The organism is Duganella sp. CT11-25 (assembly GCF_047302815.1).
Taxonomy (GTDB): Bacteria; Pseudomonadota; Gammaproteobacteria; order Burkholderiales; family Burkholderiaceae_D; genus Rugamonas.
The window spans coordinates 1,388,888-1,404,824 of the sequence record NZ_JBKBFD010000001.1 but is presented as its reverse complement, the minus strand read 5'-3'; the positions used below and the strand labels follow the sequence as shown (position 1 = coordinate 1,404,824).

General features: G+C 65.7%; 18 protein-coding genes. 8 read left to right on the top strand and 10 right to left on the bottom strand.

Annotated elements, in window-relative coordinates; translation table 11 throughout:
• Window positions 1–42: 42 nt before the first annotated feature.
• Window positions 43–486 carry a PAS domain S-box protein gene (locus ACEN9F_RS05680; RefSeq protein WP_413418687.1) on the top strand — a complete coding sequence of 148 codons (444 nt, stop codon included), beginning with the start codon at window positions 43–45 and terminating at the stop codon, window positions 484–486.
• A gap of 7 nt (window positions 487–493) precedes the next feature.
• Window positions 494–1,000 (top strand): molybdenum cofactor biosynthesis protein B, encoded by a 507-nt coding sequence (gene moaB / locus ACEN9F_RS05675; protein WP_413418685.1) that lies wholly within the window; start codon window positions 494–496, stop codon window positions 998–1,000.
• Here moaB and ACEN9F_RS05670 read toward each other — a convergent pair.
• Together ACEN9F_RS05670 and ACEN9F_RS05665 are read right to left on the bottom strand one after the other, a co-directional pair.
• Window positions 990–1,166, bottom strand: coding sequence for a hypothetical protein (locus tag ACEN9F_RS05670; RefSeq protein ID WP_413418683.1), 177 nt, complete (start codon window positions 1,164–1,166; stop codon window positions 990–992). The two genes, moaB and ACEN9F_RS05670, sit on opposite strands and share 11 nt — an antisense overlap.
• 24 nt (window positions 1,167–1,190) lie before the next feature.
• Window positions 1,191–1,463 carry a hypothetical protein gene (locus tag ACEN9F_RS05665; protein ID WP_413418681.1) on the bottom strand — a complete coding sequence of 91 codons (273 nt, stop codon included), beginning with the start codon at window positions 1,461–1,463 and terminating at the stop codon, window positions 1,191–1,193.
• Between the two features lie 126 nt (window positions 1,464–1,589).
• Here ACEN9F_RS05665 and ACEN9F_RS05660 point away from each other — a divergent pair, with 126 nt between their 5' ends.
• Window positions 1,590–1,856, top strand: a complete 267-nt coding sequence (locus ACEN9F_RS05660; protein WP_413418679.1) for a UBP-type zinc finger domain-containing protein — start codon at window positions 1,590–1,592, stop codon at window positions 1,854–1,856.
• 18 nt (window positions 1,857–1,874) lie between these two features.
• Window positions 1,875–2,126, top strand: coding sequence for a hypothetical protein (locus ACEN9F_RS05655; protein ID WP_413418677.1), 252 nt, complete (start codon window positions 1,875–1,877; stop codon window positions 2,124–2,126).
• Between the two features lie 16 nt (window positions 2,127–2,142).
• On the opposite strand, the gene ACEN9F_RS05650 is transcribed toward ACEN9F_RS05655, so the two are convergent.
• Both ACEN9F_RS05650 and ACEN9F_RS05645 read right to left on the bottom strand, forming a co-directional pair.
• Complete coding sequence (locus tag ACEN9F_RS05650; protein ID WP_413418675.1) at window positions 2,143–2,892, bottom strand: SDR family oxidoreductase; 750 nt, start codon at window positions 2,890–2,892, stop codon at window positions 2,143–2,145.
• 120 nt (window positions 2,893–3,012) lie between these two features.
• Window positions 3,013–3,654 (bottom strand): phosphohydrolase, encoded by a 642-nt coding sequence (locus ACEN9F_RS05645; protein ID WP_413418673.1) that lies wholly within the window; start codon window positions 3,652–3,654, stop codon window positions 3,013–3,015.
• 126 nt (window positions 3,655–3,780) lie between these two features.
• Between ACEN9F_RS05645 and ACEN9F_RS05640 the strand changes: the two genes are divergently transcribed.
• Entirely contained in the window at window positions 3,781–6,906 is a 3,126-nt protein-coding gene (locus tag ACEN9F_RS05640) for an NAD(P)-binding protein (RefSeq protein ID WP_413418671.1), read from the top strand.
• A gap of 8 nt (window positions 6,907–6,914) precedes the next feature.
• Here ACEN9F_RS05640 and ACEN9F_RS05635 read toward each other — a convergent pair whose 3' ends face one another.
• The 3 genes from ACEN9F_RS05635 to ACEN9F_RS05625 are packed head-to-tail and all read right to left on the bottom strand — an operon-like array spanning window position 6,915 to window position 8,414.
• Complete coding sequence (locus tag ACEN9F_RS05635; RefSeq protein WP_413418669.1) at window positions 6,915–7,454, bottom strand: GNAT family N-acetyltransferase; 540 nt, start codon at window positions 7,452–7,454, stop codon at window positions 6,915–6,917.
• The gene (locus ACEN9F_RS05630) at window positions 7,454–8,035 is read right to left on the bottom strand and encodes a helix-turn-helix domain-containing protein (protein WP_413418667.1); all 582 of its coding nucleotides are present in this window, start codon (window positions 8,033–8,035) and stop codon (window positions 7,454–7,456) included. Before ACEN9F_RS05630 ends, ACEN9F_RS05635 begins: the two co-directional genes overlap by 1 nt.
• Before the next feature lie 55 nt (window positions 8,036–8,090).
• Window positions 8,091–8,414: a hypothetical protein gene (locus ACEN9F_RS05625; protein WP_413418664.1), complete on the bottom strand. Its 324-nt coding sequence runs from the start codon at window positions 8,412–8,414 to the stop codon at window positions 8,091–8,093.
• Window positions 8,415–8,554: 140 nt separating this feature from the next.
• Between ACEN9F_RS05625 and ACEN9F_RS05620 the strand changes: the two genes are divergently transcribed.
• Window positions 8,555–9,628, top strand: coding sequence for a flavodoxin family protein (locus tag ACEN9F_RS05620; protein ID WP_413418662.1), 1,074 nt, complete (start codon window positions 8,555–8,557; stop codon window positions 9,626–9,628).
• Window positions 9,629–9,634: 6 nt separating this feature from the next.
• Here ACEN9F_RS05620 and ACEN9F_RS05615 read toward each other — a convergent pair whose 3' ends face one another.
• On the bottom strand, window positions 9,635–11,026 hold the full coding sequence (locus tag ACEN9F_RS05615) for an MFS transporter (protein ID WP_413418660.1): 1,392 nt from the start codon (window positions 11,024–11,026) through the stop codon (window positions 9,635–9,637).
• A gap of 136 nt (window positions 11,027–11,162) precedes the next feature.
• Here ACEN9F_RS05615 and ACEN9F_RS05610 point away from each other — a divergent pair, with 136 nt between their 5' ends.
• Window positions 11,163–11,552 (top strand): DUF3597 domain-containing protein, encoded by a 390-nt coding sequence (locus ACEN9F_RS05610; protein WP_413418658.1) that lies wholly within the window; start codon window positions 11,163–11,165, stop codon window positions 11,550–11,552.
• Here the strand turns inward: ACEN9F_RS05610 and ACEN9F_RS05605 are convergent.
• On the bottom strand, window positions 11,549–14,350 hold the full coding sequence (locus tag ACEN9F_RS05605) for an ATP-binding protein (protein WP_413418656.1): 2,802 nt from the start codon (window positions 14,348–14,350) through the stop codon (window positions 11,549–11,551). The genes ACEN9F_RS05610 and ACEN9F_RS05605 overlap by 4 nt on opposite strands.
• A gap of 140 nt (window positions 14,351–14,490) precedes the next feature.
• Here ACEN9F_RS05605 and ACEN9F_RS05600 point away from each other — a divergent pair, with 140 nt between their 5' ends.
• On the top strand, window positions 14,491–15,120 hold the full coding sequence (locus ACEN9F_RS05600) for a LysE family translocator (RefSeq protein WP_413418654.1): 630 nt from the start codon (window positions 14,491–14,493) through the stop codon (window positions 15,118–15,120).
• A 130-nt stretch (window positions 15,121–15,250) separates the two neighbouring features.
• On the opposite strand, the gene ACEN9F_RS05595 is transcribed toward ACEN9F_RS05600, so the two are convergent.
• Window positions 15,251–15,928, bottom strand: coding sequence for a YceI family protein (locus tag ACEN9F_RS05595; RefSeq protein WP_413418652.1), 678 nt, complete (start codon window positions 15,926–15,928; stop codon window positions 15,251–15,253).
• Window positions 15,929–15,937 lie beyond the last annotated feature (9 nt).

Genomic DNA, 15,937 nt, shown 5'->3' with positions numbered 1-15,937 from the left:
AAGGGCGGACTGGATCCGCCCTCGTTTATTTTGGAGACAAGCATGCAAACAATAGATTACCAGCAGCTGGTGGGCGCCATCGGCGACGCGGTGGTGGTGTGCGACGCCGAAGGGGCCATCGTCGTCTGGAACGACGCGGCGGTGCGCATGTTCGGCTTCACGCGCGAGGATGCGCTGGGCAAGTCGCTCGACCTGATCATTCCGGAGCGCCAGCGGCAGCGCCACTGGGACGGCTACAACAAGTCCATGGCGACCGGCGAGACCCGCTACGGCAGCGATGTGCTGCGGGTGCCGGCCTTGCACAAGGAAGGCCGCACGCTGTCGATCGCGTTCACGGTGGCGATGCTGTACGACGCCGAGCGCAAGGTGACGGCCATCGTGGCCGTGGTGCGCGACGAGACGGTGCGCTGGGGCGAGGAGCGCCAGATGCGTACCCGCCTGGCGCAGCTGGAAGCGGCGGCGGTTTCGGTCGGCACCTCGATCTAGGTGAGGCATGGCTGATCCCGTTTCCCTGCGCTGCGTCGTCCTCACGATCAGCGCCAGCCGCACGGCGGCCGACGACAGCTCGGGCGACTTGCTGGCGCAACGCCTGCAGGCCGCCGGCCACCAGCTGGTGCGGCGCGCCATCGTCACGGACAATCTCTACGAGATCCGGCGCGTATTGAGCGATTGCATCGCCGGACGGGAAGTCCAGGTCGTGCTGATGAACGGCGGCACCGGCTACGCGGCGAACAATGTGGTGCCGGAAGCCGTGCTGCCGCTGCTGGACCGCGAGGTGCCCGGCTTCGGCGAGTTGATGCGCCAGCTGTCGTATGCCGATATCGGCACGTCCGCGCTGCAGGCGCGCGCGCTGGCCGGCTTCGCCAATGGCAAGCTGATCTTCTGCCTGCCGGGATCGACCGGCGCCTGCGCGCTGGCCTGGGACGGCATCCTCGCCGAGCAGCTCGACAGCCGCCACAAACCCTGCAACTTCGCCTCCCGGCTGGGCGTCAACGCTTGAGAGGACTTTTCTCTTTGGTGATGGCGACGGCGATCGGATCGCTGGACGGGAAGGTCTCGTCCAGCGCCTCGTCCAGCACGTCTTCCTGATGAGCCGCCTTGCTTGCGGCCGGTGCCGGCGGCGGCTTGGTGGGACCCGGTGAAGGCGCTGGCGTGTGCTTGCTCATGATGGTTCTCTCGTGATGTTGTGATCAGAGGTCGGTTTCCGCCTCGGCAATGGTTTCGCGCACTTCGTCGGCGAAGCCGAACTGCACCTCGTGGCCGCCCGGCCCATCCTGGTACATGAAATGAATTGGCCCGTCTTCATCGGCGACCAGCCAGGCATCGACCTCGGCGCGGTGATGCTGGTCGCTGATGCTGACCACGTCGATCTTCTGCCGGGTTCCAGGCCGAAGATTCTTGACCACGGTTTTGGTGCGTTCGGTGCTGAGCGGGACGTAGCTTGCTGCGTGACGGTCTATCATGGGAACTCCGGTAGTGTGAAGCTTGATTGTCGCACTGCGGGCCGATGGGCGTCGCACGTCAAAAGATCAGGATGCCGGAGCGGCGGAAGCGGCTATCATGGAGGCCTGACCTGAAGGAATCCTGCCATGAGCGACAGTTGTGCACACTTGAGTGAGATCCAGACCCGCGCCGCGCATACCGAGGGTTGCGAGGAATGCCTGAAAACCGGCGACAGCTGGGTGCACCTGCGGGTGTGCATGGTTTGCGGCAAGACCGGTTGCTGCGACAATTCAAAGAACAAGCACGCCACGCGCCACTTCATGGAAACCGGCCATCCCATCATCCGCTCCAAGGAGCCGGGCGAGACATGGGGCTGGTGCTATGTCGATCGCCGGATGTTTGATCCGATCTGAGTTGTGGAGGGTTGCATCATGCCTGCGAAATGCATCGATGATTATGAAGTCGAGTTCACGGCGGAGCGGCTGGAGGGCACCAGCCTGTGGGGCGCCTACGTCGCGATTTTCATGCCGTCTGCCAATCCCATGCACATGAATAACATCTACCCCAAGCAGCGCGTCGCCGTGGATGTGCTGCTGGCGAGCGAATCGGCTGCTGAGGCGGAGGCCGAGAAATCCGCGATGAGGATACTCGGGCAATTGCGGTCAGCATCCGGAGGGGGCTGACCGCACCGCGACAAACTTACAGCTGGCTCATGCCGCCGTCGACGATCAGCTCCGTGCCGACGATGAAGGCCGCTTCCGCCGACGACAGGTACAGCACCGCGCTGGCGACTTCGTCCGGCGTGCCGAAGCGTTTCAGCGGAATCTGCTGCTGAATTCCCGCCGCCATCTCGCTCAATTGCTCCGCCGGCATGCCCAGGCGGCCATACAGCGGGGTTGCCACCGGGCCGGGGCTGACCACGTTGACACGCACGCCGCGCTCCAGCAGCTCGGACGACAGCGTTTTGGCGAACGAGATCAGCGCCGCCTTGCTGGCCGCATACACCGACGAAGTCTGCATGCCGATGTGCGCGTTGATCGAACCGTTCAGGATCACCGCCGCGCCGCGGTTGAACAGCGGGGTCAGGGCCTGGATCGTGAAGTAAGCGCCTTTGACATTGACGTCGAAGGTCTGGTCCCACAGCGCTTCGTCGATGTCGTCGAAGGGCGCGAACTTCGCCACGCCGGCATTGATGAACAGCGCGTCGAGCGTGATGTGCTGTTCCTTGAGGGTGGCGGCCAGCAGGCGGGCGTCCTTGATGTTGCCCTGGTCGTTCTGCAACGCGATGGCGTCGCCGCCCAACTGCGCGCGCGCCTCCTCAAGGGTGACCGGATCGCGGCCCGTGATGACGACGCGGGCGCCTTCCTTGGCGAATTGCAGGGCGGCGGCCAGGCCGATGCCGCTATTGCCGCCGGTGACGAGGACTGTTTTGTTTTCGAAACGTTTCATGATTATGCTCCAAGTGAAAGGTGGGGTGTTGGTGTGACATCACTATATGATTTGCGATGAACGGAATCAAAGCCCGGATTGTTGTTGGAGCATTCAGAATTTATGAATAAAAGCCCAGGCTCAGGCACTAAGCATTTTGAGCCGGTCCAGCTCCGCGAGGAATCTCTCTTCGGCCAGAGCGGGCGGCCACGGTTCCCACGCGGTGCCGCCGTAGATCGCTTGCAGCGGATCGTCGTTTAGCGGCGGCACCGTGATCTTCAGCGTGTGCAGCACTTCCCTGGCCGACCAGCCGGCCACATGCACCGCTTCGCTGGCGGCGGCCAGGCGGTCGGCGAGTTTGTGGGCGGCGTATTCCTTCGGCGTCCATTGCTGCAGGCCGTAGCGGATGAAGACGGCCGCTTCCAGCTTCACCGTCAGCGCCTTGAAGGCTTCGCCCAGAAACGGTTTCAGCGGCGACAGGCAGTCGAATCCCAATAAGCCTTCCTCCGCATCGTGCAGCAGCTCGCGCAGCGCGGCCAGCGGCGCCAGTTCGATGCCGGCCGCCTTGCAGGCCGCCGCGCGCAGATGCATCACCGTCAGCGAATGCTGCGCCACCGACAGCGGCAGCGGCCACGCCGTGTGCCCGCCCCAGCGATAGGTGCGCGCCAGTCCCAGCGCTAGGTCGCTGTCCTCCCAGTCGAACGGCGTGGGGTCGAGCAGGTCCAGCCGGCGCTCCGACGGCATGCGGACCCAGGCGCGGATTTCATGATGATCGCGACCCATGCGGCGTTTTCTCCTCTGTGGCTAAGGCTACATCGTACACTGAAGCGTCGGAATTATTTTTCGGCAACTTGTGCTGGTTTTGAAATACACTATGAGCATTGTTTAACTCTCAATATTGATGAGCTCATGGCAACCAGACCTTCATATATTTACCAGGGCGGCTCGGTGATGATGCATTCGCCGCTGCAATTGAAAAACTCCGAGATGTACGGCTTTTTCGTCAAGGGCGATCTGGCCAAGCTGCAGGCCACGCTGGACGGCACGCTGAACCAGGTGGCCGGCGCGCGCATGACGTTCAAGGCGATTTCGCCGTATGTGCTGCTGACGTTCACGCGCGTGAACCACGCCGATTCCGCAGCGCCGGTCGATCATGCCAAGGGCTGGATCACCGAGATCGATATCGTCACCTGGATCATGGTCGGGGCGATGGACGACGAGGGCGAGCTGGCCCACATCTACTACTACCCCGCGCACATCTTCGTCGACGATGCGATGGCGCTGATTAACGGCCGCGAGCTGTTCGGCTACCCGAAATACCTGTGCGAGTACGAGATTCCGCAGGCGGGCACGGAGCCGCTGCGCTGCTCGGTCGCGGCCAAGGGCTTCCAGCCGTTCTCGCCGGAGACCAGGATCGCCATGCACCCGCTGCTGGAGGTGAACGCGACGCAGAAGACCGGCATCGAGAAGCCCATCCACAGCGTGCTGGATCTGATCGAGGAGGCGATCGAGCTGTTCCTGTCGATCCCCGATTTCTTCAACATGGATGTCGCGGGCTGGGAGGAGATCATCTCGCTGCTGCGCAATCCGCGCATCGATCAGATCTTCCTCAAGCAGTTCCCGGACAGCGCGGGCTTGAAGGCGGTGTACCAGGCCATCCTGGCGGCGCCGGCCACCATCGAGAAGATCCACAGCGGTAAGCTGCTCGGCTATGAATACGAGTGCGTGCTGCATGCCTTCGACAGCTTCCCGCTGGCCGAGACGCTGGGCCTGAAACTGGGCCCGCAGGAGGCGATCCTGCCGTACAACCTGAACTTCGATTTCACCGCGCAACCGGGCGAGGAACTGATCGATAATTCGTCGGTGTCGCCGCAGAAGATCGCCATCCTGGGCGGCGGCGTCGGCTCGATGACGGCGGCCTACTATCTGAGCGACCAGCCGGGCTGGCAGAACAACTACGACATCACGGTGTACCAGCAGGGCTGGCGCCTGGGCGGCAAGGGCGCCAGCGGACGCAATGCGAAGCTCGGCCAGCGCATCGAGGAGCACGGCCTGCATATCTGGTTCGGCTTCTATGCCAACGCCTTCAAGATGATCAAGCAAGCCTATACCAGCCTGGATCGGCCGCCCGGCGCGCCGCTGGCGACGTGGCGGGACGCGTTCAAGCAGCACGACTACGTGGCGCTGTCCGAGCAGGTCGGCGACCAGTGGCGCAACTGGTCGATCGTGTTCCCGACGCTGCCGGGCGAACCGGGCGAGGGCGACGAGAAGATCACGCTGTGGCAGCTGGCGGTGGCGATGGTCGGCTGGATCGAGCAGTGGATCAAGAGCCTGGACAACCTGACCAAGGAAATGGAGCTGCCGCCGCATCCGCACCACACCGGCATCATCCCGGACTGGCTATACCACATGGCCGAGGGCGTGACGTCGTCGGTGAATGAGCTGATCGACGACGTGCAGCTGTTGGCCGGCGCCTTGTCCGGCATGGTGTTCAACCTGTCGGCCGATGTCGAGCAGCAGACCGAGGGCCAGCATCTGGCGCTGGCCGGCGCGATGGAAGGCGTGCGCGCCCGGCTGCATTCGCGCTACGACAGGCTGATCGCGCGCGCCGAGGGCGATGCGTCCGACGATATCCGCCGCTTGTTCATTTGCCTCGACCTGGGCATCACGGTGATGAAGGGCGTGTTTGCCGACGGCGTGATCAAGAACGGCTTCGACGTCATCAACGATATCGATTTCCGCGACTGGCTGCGCAAGCATGGCGGCGATGAGCAACTGTGCGTGCAGTCGGCGCCGGTGCGCGGTTTTTACGACCTGGTGTTCGCCTACGAGGGCGGCGATTTCAAGAAGCCGAATATCGAGGCGGGGACCTTGCTGCGCTCGATGGCGCGCATCGGCCTGTGCTACAAGGGCGGCATCATGTTCAAGATGCAGGCGGGGATGGGCGATACCGTCTTCACGCCGCTGTACCAGGCCTTGCTGGCGCGCGGCGTCAAGTTCAAGTTCTTCCACAAGGTCGAGGAGCTGGTGCCGGACGGCCGCCAGATCGGCAGCATCCGCATGACCGAGCAGGTCAAGCTGGCCGCCGCCGACTACGATCCGCTGGTGCCGGTGAAGGGCCTGGACTGCTGGCCGAGCGAGCCGAATTACGGCCAGATCGACAAGGCGCAGGCCGAGCTGCTGCAGGCGAACCAGATCAACCTGGAGTCGCACTGGAGCGACTGGCCGCGCGTGTACCGCGAAACCTTCGACAAGGAGCTGCCGGTGAAGACGCTGAAGCGCGGCGTCGATTTCGACCAGGTGGTGTTCGGGATTTCGATCGGTTCGCTGCCGGTGCTGTGCCCGCAACTGCTGGCGCAAAGCCCGGCGTTGCGCACCACGTCGGAGCAGGTGCAGACGGTGGCCACGCAAGCCTATCAGGTCTGGCTGGACAAGGACCTGACGCAGATGGGCTGGAGCTATCAGCCCGACGGCCAGCAGCCGGTGCTGAGCGGCTTCACCGAGCCTTACGATACCTGGGCGCCGATGGACCAGTTGCTGGTGCGCGAGGACTGGCCGGCCAGGCTGGAGCCGCGCAACGTGTCCTATTTCTGCAGCGCGCTGACGGTGTCCAGTTATCCGCCGGCCAGCGATACCGGCTTCCCGAAACAGATGGCCGATATCGCCAAGGCCGGCGCGATCAAGCAGCTCGGTCAAGAGATCGCGTCGCTGTGGTCGGCGGCGGGTCCGGCCGGCGCCTTCCCTTGGCAATGGCTGGTGGACGGCAGCGAAGCCATCGGCGTGCAGCGCTTCGACAGCCAGTACTGGCGCGCCAACGTCGATCCGTCCGAGCGCTACGTGATGTCGGTGGTGAACAGCACCAAGTACCGCTTGCAGACCGACCAATCGGGTTTCTCGAACCTGTTCCTGACCGGCGACTGGATCAAGACCGGCTTGAACGCGGGCTGTGTGGAGGCCGCCGTCATGGCCGGCATGCAGACTTCGCGCGCGATGAGCGGCCACCCGGCCGTCATCGAGGGCGAGACCGACTTCTGAGTTTGCGTCTAAAGCTGCTTGTAGAAGAAAGTGGTGGCGCAGTAGGCGCCGTCCGGCATCAGCGCGTAGTTCGGCACGCTGCCGGCGCTGTGCCAGCCGGCGCGCTGGTACAGGCGCTCGGCGTCGCCGCCGGTGACGGTGTCGAGCACCAGCACGGTCTTGCGCTCCTCGCGCGCGGCCTGGTCGACGGCCGCCATCAGCAGTCCGGCCACGCCGCGCCGGCGGGCGTCGCGGTGTACCAGCATCTTGGCGATGTCGGCGCGGTGCGGCTGGTTGTCCGGCAGCGCGGTGATCAGCTGCACGGTGCCGATGATGCGGCCTTCCGTCGTTTCCGCCACCAGCAGCACGCGCTCGCCGCGCGCGGCGCCATCGAGCACGCCGCGCCAGAACGTCAGCGCCTTCTCGCGCGGCAGCGGCAGCATGAAGCTGACCGAGGCACCGCCTTCCACGCAGTCGATCAGCACATCGGCCAATGCGGACGCCAGTTCGTCGGCGTGCTCACGGGCTTCGGCGGCGGCGACGCGCCGCACGCTCACGTTATCGGTCATCAGGTTCTCCTGCTGTTGGGTTGAGTCGTCAGCGCGACCAGGTAGCGCGCCTGCTTGCGGGTGGGATTGTGGTAGACGATGTGGCGGTCGAGGCGCATGGCCAGCGTGTCGCCGGCGTCGAGGCGCCATTGCTGGTCGCCGACGCTGATGTCCATCGTGCCTTCGATGATCCAGATTTGCTGGTGGATGTCGGCGTTGTGCGGCGTGCTGTCGTAGGCCACGCGCTGGCCGGCCGGGAAGACCACGTCCACCAGTTGCAGCGGCGACGGCGCGGCGGGCGACAGGCTGCAACGCCTGTAGCCGGAGCCCGGATCGGTCCATACCGGCTGCTCGGCCACGCGGGCCACCGGCGACGGTGCCTGCTCCGCCGGGGCCTTGTCTTCAAACAGCGAGGCCAGCGCCACGCCGAGCGCGCTGGCCAGCTTGTCCAGCACGGCGGCCGTGGGGCTGCTCTCGCCGCGTTCGATCAGCGAGATGGTGGAGCGGCCTACGCCGCTGCGCGCGGCCAGCGCGTCGAGCGACAGGCTTTGCGCATCGCGCAGTTCACGCACGCGGCGTGCGATCAAGAGAGTAATGTCCATGAATTCCATTTTACCGGAAATATTAATCCGGTAAACTGGAATTTACTGAAGGGCGTCAGTCCTTGCTTTTATTGCTGGTGTGGCTGGTGTCGTCGCCGCGCGCGCCGGCGGCACGGTCGCGATGCGTGGTTTCGGCCGACGCGGTCGATGCGCTCTGCTTGTTGTGCAGGTCGGTGCGGCTCTGGTTGTCCTGGCGCAGCGTCGATTCGGAGCGGGCCGGCTGGCGGCCGCTCTGCTGGTTGCCGGTGACGACGTCGTTGGCAGGATGCCCGGTGGCGTGGTTGCCGCTCTCGCTCATGCCTTCGCGTTCGGGATCGTAGCCGCCGTCCGGCATATTGGCGCCGGGTTTCAACCCTTTGTCTTTGTTGGATGCAGTCATGATGTATCTCCTTTGAGAAATTCCGCGCACGGACCGTGGACGGATTCCTCCATGCTAGGCCGCTGCGGCCGCCGCTACCGTTGGACAGCGTACGGAAGCGGACAATCAGGCGTGGCAATCTGGCTGTCTCAGGAGGCTTTATGACCGACGACATACGCAAGGGCCAGGCGCCGGCGCCGCTGGGCCGCGACGAATTCCGATTGCAGTTCATGCGTTCTTTCCAGGATCCGGATTTCGGCCCGGTGCAGAGCGCGCTGGCGCAGGTGGAGGAGGTGGCCTGGAAAAATTATCATGCCGGCCGCAAGGCGCCGGCCACGCAAAAGGCGGGCGCGGAGTTCGCCGACCCGGATTACGACCTGTCGGTGGAATGGAAGGCCACGCGCGACCGTCTGCTGGCCGCCGAGAAAAAGCAGAAGGATCCGCAAACCCGCTCGCGCGTGCTGCTGATCATCGGCGCCGCGCGTAACGACGGCACCTGTCCCGGCGAGATTTCCAAGACCTTCCGCATGACGCAATGGGCGCAGCAGACGCTGGCCGATGAAGATATCGAGACCGAGGTGCTGGATCTGAGTTTGCTGACCTCCAGCTACGATCTGCACATCCATCCCTGCAAGGGCTGCGTCTCGACCGCCATGCCCTTGTGCCACTGGCCGTGCAGCTGCTACCCGAACCACGGCGAGCGCCAGACCAACGACTGGATGGCGGAGATATACGAGAAATGGGTGGCCGCGCACGGGATCATCATCCTGACGCCGACCTACTGGTACCAGGCGCCGTCGGTGCTGAAGCTGATGATAGACCGGCTGGTTTGCGCCGACGGCGGCAATCCCGACCCGACCGCCACGCACGGCAAGAAGGCGGCCGAGGCCAAGGCCTTGGAGCTGGCGGGCTGGGATTATCCCAAGCATCTCTCTGGCCGAGCCTACGGGTTGGTGGTGCATGGCGACGTGGCAGGTGTCGAGAGCCTGCGGCGCAACCTGGCCGACTGGCTGGACTGGATGGGATTGATCGACGCAGGCCGGCAGTCGGCGCTGGACCGCTACGTCGGCTACTACGAATCGTATGCGGAAAGCCACCAGGTGCTGGACCGCGACGAGAAGTTCCAGCAGGAGGTGCGCAACGTGGCCGCGTCGGTGGCGGCGGCGGTGGGGCAGTTGCGCACCGGCTGGCTGTCCAAGCCCGATGCGGCGGTGCCGCCGGCGCGGCCGAAGTAATTGTACTCAGGCCTGCCGCGCGCCGACCACCACACGGGAGAAGCTGGCGACGCTGGCCACGCCCGCAAACGCGGCCGCCAGCATCAGCGCATATGCCGTGCCGCGCGTGGCCGACAGCGTGAAGCAGTATGCCACCAGCGCCGCGCCGGTGGCCTGGCCGATCAGCCGCGCGGTGGCGACGATGCCGCTGGCGCCGCCCGCGCGCTCCTTGGGCGCGCTGCCCATGATGGCCTTCAGGTTGGGCGCCTGGAAGAAGCCGAAGCCGATGCCGCACCACGCCATGCGCCAGCCGATGTCGAACACCGACGGATTCGCCGGCAGCATCAGCATCGCCATCAGCCCGGACGACAGCAGGGCCAGGCCGATGCCGCCCAGCGCGCCGGGCGAATAGCGGTCGCTGAGGCGGCCGGCGATCGGCGCCATGATCGCCACCAGCACCGCCCACGGCGTCATCAGGAATCCTGTTTCAATCGGCGAGCGCCCCAGCGTGATTTCAAAATAAAACGGCAGCGAGACGAAGGCCAGGCCCTGCGCGGCGAAGGTGCACACCGCCGTCAGCGCCGACAGCGTGAACAGCGGCCGCTTGAACAGGTCGACCGGCAGCATCGGCGCCGCATGGCCGGCCTGGCGGCGCAGCAGCAGCGCGAAGAAGATCAGCGTGGCGATCAGCTCCGGCAGCAGCTTGCGCCAGCCTTCCTGGTGCGCGGCGTCGCCGAAGGTGAGGATCAGCAGGCCGAAGGCGAACACGTTGAGGATGGCCGTCATGGCGTCGATCTTGTGGGCGGCGCGCGGCGTGACCGGCAGCGCGCGGCGCGCCAGCAGCACGGCCGCCACGCCCAGCGGCACGTTGAGGGCGAACAGCCAGGGCCAGGAGGCCACCGCCAGGATCAGCGAGGCCGCCGTCGGACCGACCGCGAAGCCGACGGCCACCACCAGCGAATTGAGGCCGAAGCCGCGTCCCTGCAGCCGCGACGGGAAAATCGCCCGCACCATCGCGGTGTTCACGCCCATCATGGCGGCGCCGCCGACGCCCTGGAACAGGCGCGCCACCACCAGCGACGGCAGCGACCACGCCAGCGCGCAGGCCAGCGAGGCGGCCGTGAACACGCACAGGCCGAAGATGCAGACACGCCGGTAGCCGACCACCTCGCCCAGCGCGGCGAACGGCAGCAGCGTGGCGACCATCGCCAGCTGGTAGACGTTGACGATCCAGACCGAGGCGGCGGGCGTGGTGTTGAGCTGATCGGCGATCGCCGGCAGGGCGGTGTTGGCGATGGCGGTGTCGAGCGAGGCCATGCCGACGCCGATGGCGACCGACAGCATGGCCCAGCGCCGCGCATCGGGCGGCAGGCCGTCGCGCTCGGCCAGGGCGGCGTCGGCGCTGAGGGATGATGACATGGGATATCCGATGCTGATGTGCTGAGCCCATCATTGTGGCGGAAATTGGCGGAGTCTGCTGGCGGCCGCGCGGAAATTGTTGAACTTACCACGATCATTGGCGGTCCTACCTTGACCATCAACGAAAGGAATAGTCATGGGCATACTCAGCAATATCTTTCACAAGATTTTTCCCGGCTCGCATCCGGCGGTAACGCCGCCTGCCGCGCAGCCGGCGCCAGCTCCGGCGGCGGCGCCGGCCCCGACCCCGGCCGCCACGGCGATGCCGCCGGTCGACGTCGAAGCCATCCTGAGCGGCATGGCGGCGCAGGCGGGACAACCGCTGAACTGGCGCACCTCGATCGTCGATTTGCTCAAGCTGCTCAATCTCGACAGCAGCCTGGCGGCGCGCCAGGCGCTGGCCGTGGAGCTGCACTACGGCGGCGACCGCAACGACTCGGCCACCATGAACGTCTGGCTGCACCGGCAGGTGATGGTCAAGCTGGCGGAAAACGGCGGCAAGGTGCCGGCGGAGTTGAAGGACTAGGCCGTGGCGTTGCTGGGGCTGGTGGCGTCGGCGGCGCTGCGCAGGTCGGCGCAGGCCTTGTCCAGCGCCGCCTCGACGTCCGGCAGCATGTCGATCACTTCGACCAGGTCGCCGGCGGCGGCGGCCGCCTCCATCTCGTGGCACAGCGTGTGCAGGTGGGTGGAGCTGAGGTAGCCGGCGCTGCCCTTGAGCGCGTGGATCGCCGCCGCCGCCGCGCTGGAATTGCCGGCGGCGACAGCGGCGCGCGCCGTCTCCAGCCGGCGCGGCGCCTCGTCCAGGAAGGCCTGGGTGATGCGCTGCATGTGCTTGTGCGACAGGCCGGCCAGCGGCATGATCTGCACCGTGGACGGATCGGGCGCGGCGCCGTCGCCGGCGGCCGGCGCCACGTCGAACTGCTGGTCCAGCGATTCGCGGCGCTCGGCCGCCAGGCGCGCCGCATCGGTGGCGCGCAGCGGCCGGCCACGGCTCAGGTGCTGGGCGATGGTCTTCTCGATCTGGTCGTACAGCAGGCGCTCGTCCACCGGCTTGCTGAGGAAGCCGTCCATGCCCACCGCCAGGTAGCGCGCGCGGTCATGGTCGCTGGCGTTGGCGGTCAGCGCGATGATCGGGATGCCCGGATCGAGCACGCGGTAATCCTCGCTGCCGCCGGCGCGGATCAGGCGTGCCGCCTGTTCGCCGTCCATCATCGGCATGCGGCCGTCCATCAGCACCAGGTCGTAGGCGGCGGTGCTCAGCGCATGCAGCGCCTGCAGGCCGTTTTCGACGATGCGGATGTCGTGGCCCATGTTCTCCAGCAGCGTGCTGACGATGATCTGGTTGGTGCGCACGTCCTCGGCGCACAGCACGCGCAGGCGATAGGCGTGGTGGTCCTTGCGCGGCAGGCTCAGTGGATCGATGGCCGGCGCCGCGCCCAGCGCCAGCGGCAGCGTGAAGCTGAAGGTGGAGCCGGCACCGACCCGGCTGTCGGCCGAGATCGATCCGCCCATCAGTTCCACCAGCTCCTTGCAGATGGCCAGGCCGAGGCCGGTGCCGCCGTAGCGGCGCGTGGTCGAGTGGTCGGCCTGCTCGAACTTCTGGAACAGGCGCGGCAGCGTGTCGGCCGGGATGCCGGGGCCGGTGTCGCTGATGTCGAAACTGACGCTGGTGCGGCCGCCTTCGGCGCTCAGCAGCGCCGAGGCGTCCAGCCGCACTTCGCCGCGGTCGGTGAACTTGATCGCGTTGCCCAGCAAATTGAGCAGGATCTGGCGCAGCCGGGTCGGATCGCCGCGCACGTAGCGCGGCAGGTCCAGCGCCAGGTCGCAGCGCAGCAGCAGGCTCTTGGCGTCGGCCTGGCCCTGCAGGATGCCGATGGCGTCGTCCACCAGCGCGATCAGGTCGAAGTCGACGTTCTCTATCGACAGGCGGCCGGCGTCGATCTTGGAAAAGTCGAGGATGTCGTTGAGGATGGCCAGCAGCGATTCGCTGTTCTGCAGGCCGATGCGCAAATACTCTTCGGTGCGGCCGCGCACGGACTGGTCGCGCATGGCGAACTTGATCATGCCGATCACGCCGGCCAGCGGCGTGCGGATGTCGTGGCTCATCGCCGACAGGAAGTCGATGCGGTGGCGGCTGACGATCTCCGCGTGTTCCTTGGCCTCGCTCAGCTGGGCGGTGCGTTCCTGCACGCGCTGTTCCAGCGTGTTGCGCAGCAGGCGGATCTGGTCGGCCAGCGCGAACGCCAGCAGCACGCCGTCCAGCGTGCCGCCCAGGAGCGTGAACAGCTGGGCGTTGGTAACCACGGCCGGTATCAGGCCGACGTTGGCCGGCAGGATGAACAGGCCGGGCACCATCAGCGCGACAAAGCCCAGCACGAAGAAGCGCGCCGGATAGTAGCCGCGTCGCCAGACCACGATGCCGCTGGTGAGCGCCATCGTCATCCAGATGGTGATGACGATGGTGGCGATGGTGTGCGCGTAGCTGAGGAAGAACAGGCAGCTCGGCACCGTCAGCAGCGGCAGCACGAGGTTGATGCGGCTGAGCTTATACAGCAGCGGCGCGTTTTCCTTCAAGCGCAGGAAGGTGGTGTAGAACAGCGTGCTGAGGACGGGCAGCAGGAAGAAGGGCACGTAGTGCCAGTGCAGGTTGTGCCAGCCGAACAAGTCGGCCGTCATGTGGAAGGTCATGCCCCAGGCCACCGCGTAGCACAGCACGTACAGCGAGTAGTACAGCGACGAGCGGTCGCGCGTGATCGAGTAGATGAAGAAGTTGAACACCGTGAGCGCCAGCAGCGCGCCGATGGAGCCGATGATCAGCACGTTCTCGCGCGCCACCAGCTGCTGGTAGGCGGTGCGCGGCAGCACCGAGAACACCGGCGTGCGCGCGTAGTAGGGGCTGGAGAAGCGGATCAGCACCTGGTAGCGCTGGCCCGGCTGCAGGTCGACGTCTTTACCGTAGTGCAGCAGGTAGGAATGCGGCTGGCGGTAGCCGGTCAGCATCTGGCGGATGCTGCCGTCCTCGCCGTAGACCTGGATGTCGATCGTGTCGATCAAGGTGTCGTTCGGATCGATGACCCAGGCCGGCTGGCGGCTTTCGTTGCGCAGCTCGGCGTACAGCCAGTAGCCGCCGCCCAGCAGGTCGACCTTGTCGGCCGGCTTGAGGCTGGCCACCAGCGCGGGCAGGCCGGCGGCGTTGACGGGATAGGGCTGGCCTTCGTCCTTGTACAGTTTGCCGGCGGTGGCGAGGTCGATGCTGGCGGTGGTCAGTCCGATCGGTGCGGCATGGGCTGACAGGCCGAACAGCGCCCAAACAAGCGTCAGCAAAGGCAGCAGTCGGTAGAGCAGCGGGAATGGCATCGGGGTATGGCGGCGTTGTTTTCCTCATTGTAAACGAGAACTTATCGTTTTATCCAAAATATGGGCGGGGCGGTTATCATGGCGGTTTTGCGCGACAGGAAACAATCTTGCTAATTTCTCCAGAGCAATTCATCGGCTTTATCAGCGCCGCGCTGCTGATCACGATTTCCCCCGGTCCGGACAACCTGATGGTGCTGAGTGTCGGCATGTCGCGCGGGCGGCGCCAGGGCATGGCTTTCGGCCTGGGCTGCGCGCTGGGCTGTTTGAGCCACACGCTGCTGGCCACGCTGGGCGTGAGCGCGTTGATCGCCGCTTCGCCGCTGGCGTTTGGCGGCTTGAAGCTGCTGGGCGGGGCTTATCTGATCTGGCTGGGCATCGGCGCGCTGCGCAGCCGGGGCGGGGCGCGGGTCGAAGGCGCGGGCTTGCCGGATGAGAGCCTGCGCAAGTTGTTCGCCAAGGGGCTGTTCGCGAACGCGGTCAATCCGAAGGTGGTGCTGTTCTTCCTGTCGTTCCTGCCGCAATTCGTGGTGGCGGAGCGGGGCGATGTCAGCTGGCAGACCGCGCAACTGGGCTTGCTGTTCACCGCGCAGGGTGTGGTGATCTTTGGCTTGCTGGGCTATTTCTCCGGCGCGGTGGGCGGCTGGATCAACCGCCATCCGGGCGCGGGCATGTGGATGGACCGCATCGCGGGCGCGATTTTCGTCGGCCTGGGTCTGAAGCTGATTATCTCGCGTTAAAAAAAGTTTGTTCGTGGAGAGCGGATGTCATCAGCGCGTCATGCACGGCTGAGATACTGGCTTTGCTCTTTCAAGTCTCTCCCGATTTGAAACCTTCGGCCCGCGCCTCTTTGTGTCGCGGGCCTTTTTTTTATTTGGCCGTCAGGTCGAAGCGCAGTTCCATCTGGTCTTCCACGGCCATGGCGCCGCCCATCACCGAGAACGGCGTCAGGCCGAAGTCGGTTTGCTTGAGGTTGACGCTGCCCTTCACTGTGACGACGCCGTTTTCTTCGCGCAGTTCGACCGGGATCGCCATCGTGCGCGTGACGCCGTGCAGCGTGATCGACACCTGCAACGGCTGGCCCTGCGCGCCGCGCTCGGCGTGGATGCTGACCACCGGATAGCGCTCGGCGTCCAGCACCTTGGTCAGCATGTTGTGGCGCGTGCCGTCGATGGCGTCGGCGGACGGTTGTTTTTCCAGGCCGGCGATCAGGCGCAGGTCGGCTTCGTCCACCTTCATCTCATCCAGGCGAAACTGGAAGTCGGCGCGGTTTTGCGTGGGAGAGACCGTGCCGCTGATCGTGTGGCTGGCGACCACGTGATCGTGGCCCAGCCGCGCCAGCACGCCGCCGCGCCGCACGGTGACGGCGATCAGCGATCTTGCGGTGTCGATGTGCAGTTGCGGGCCGATGGCGGGCGGCACGACGGCGGGCGCGGCGGCCACCGGCGCGGGCTGCGTGGCCGGCGTGGGCAACTGCGTGCAGGCGGCCATGGCGCACAGCGCCACGGCGCCGAGCAGGCGTTGAAATGTTAAATGTGCGTGCGTCATTTGGCCGTC

Bases quoted from the DNA above. Each gene is read 5' to 3' on its own strand.
- ACEN9F_RS05680 (WP_413418687.1), top strand. From the start codon at position 43: ATGCAAACAATAGATTACCAGCAGCTGGTGGGCGCCATCGGCGACGCG.
- moaB (WP_413418685.1), top strand. From the start codon at position 494: ATGGCTGATCCCGTTTCCCTGCGCTGCGTCGTCCTCACGATCAGCGCC.
- ACEN9F_RS05670 (WP_413418683.1), bottom strand. From the start codon at position 1,166: ATGAGCAAGCACACGCCAGCGCCTTCACCGGGTCCCACCAAGCCGCCG.
- ACEN9F_RS05665 (WP_413418681.1), bottom strand. From the start codon at position 1,463: ATGATAGACCGTCACGCAGCAAGCTACGTCCCGCTCAGCACCGAACGC.
- ACEN9F_RS05660 (WP_413418679.1), top strand. From the start codon at position 1,590: ATGAGCGACAGTTGTGCACACTTGAGTGAGATCCAGACCCGCGCCGCG.
- ACEN9F_RS05655 (WP_413418677.1), top strand. From the start codon at position 1,875: ATGCCTGCGAAATGCATCGATGATTATGAAGTCGAGTTCACGGCGGAG.
- ACEN9F_RS05650 (WP_413418675.1), bottom strand. From the start codon at position 2,892: ATGAAACGTTTCGAAAACAAAACAGTCCTCGTCACCGGCGGCAATAGC.
- ACEN9F_RS05645 (WP_413418673.1), bottom strand. From the start codon at position 3,654: ATGGGTCGCGATCATCATGAAATCCGCGCCTGGGTCCGCATGCCGTCG.
- ACEN9F_RS05640 (WP_413418671.1), top strand. From the start codon at position 3,781: ATGGCAACCAGACCTTCATATATTTACCAGGGCGGCTCGGTGATGATG.
- ACEN9F_RS05635 (WP_413418669.1), bottom strand. From the start codon at position 7,454: ATGACCGATAACGTGAGCGTGCGGCGCGTCGCCGCCGCCGAAGCCCGT.
- ACEN9F_RS05630 (WP_413418667.1), bottom strand. From the start codon at position 8,035: ATGGACATTACTCTCTTGATCGCACGCCGCGTGCGTGAACTGCGCGAT.
- ACEN9F_RS05625 (WP_413418664.1), bottom strand. From the start codon at position 8,414: ATGACTGCATCCAACAAAGACAAAGGGTTGAAACCCGGCGCCAATATG.
- ACEN9F_RS05620 (WP_413418662.1), top strand. From the start codon at position 8,555: ATGACCGACGACATACGCAAGGGCCAGGCGCCGGCGCCGCTGGGCCGC.
- ACEN9F_RS05615 (WP_413418660.1), bottom strand. From the start codon at position 11,026: ATGTCATCATCCCTCAGCGCCGACGCCGCCCTGGCCGAGCGCGACGGC.
- ACEN9F_RS05610 (WP_413418658.1), top strand. From the start codon at position 11,163: ATGGGCATACTCAGCAATATCTTTCACAAGATTTTTCCCGGCTCGCAT.
- ACEN9F_RS05595 (WP_413418652.1), bottom strand. From the start codon at position 15,928: ATGACGCACGCACATTTAACATTTCAACGCCTGCTCGGCGCCGTGGCG.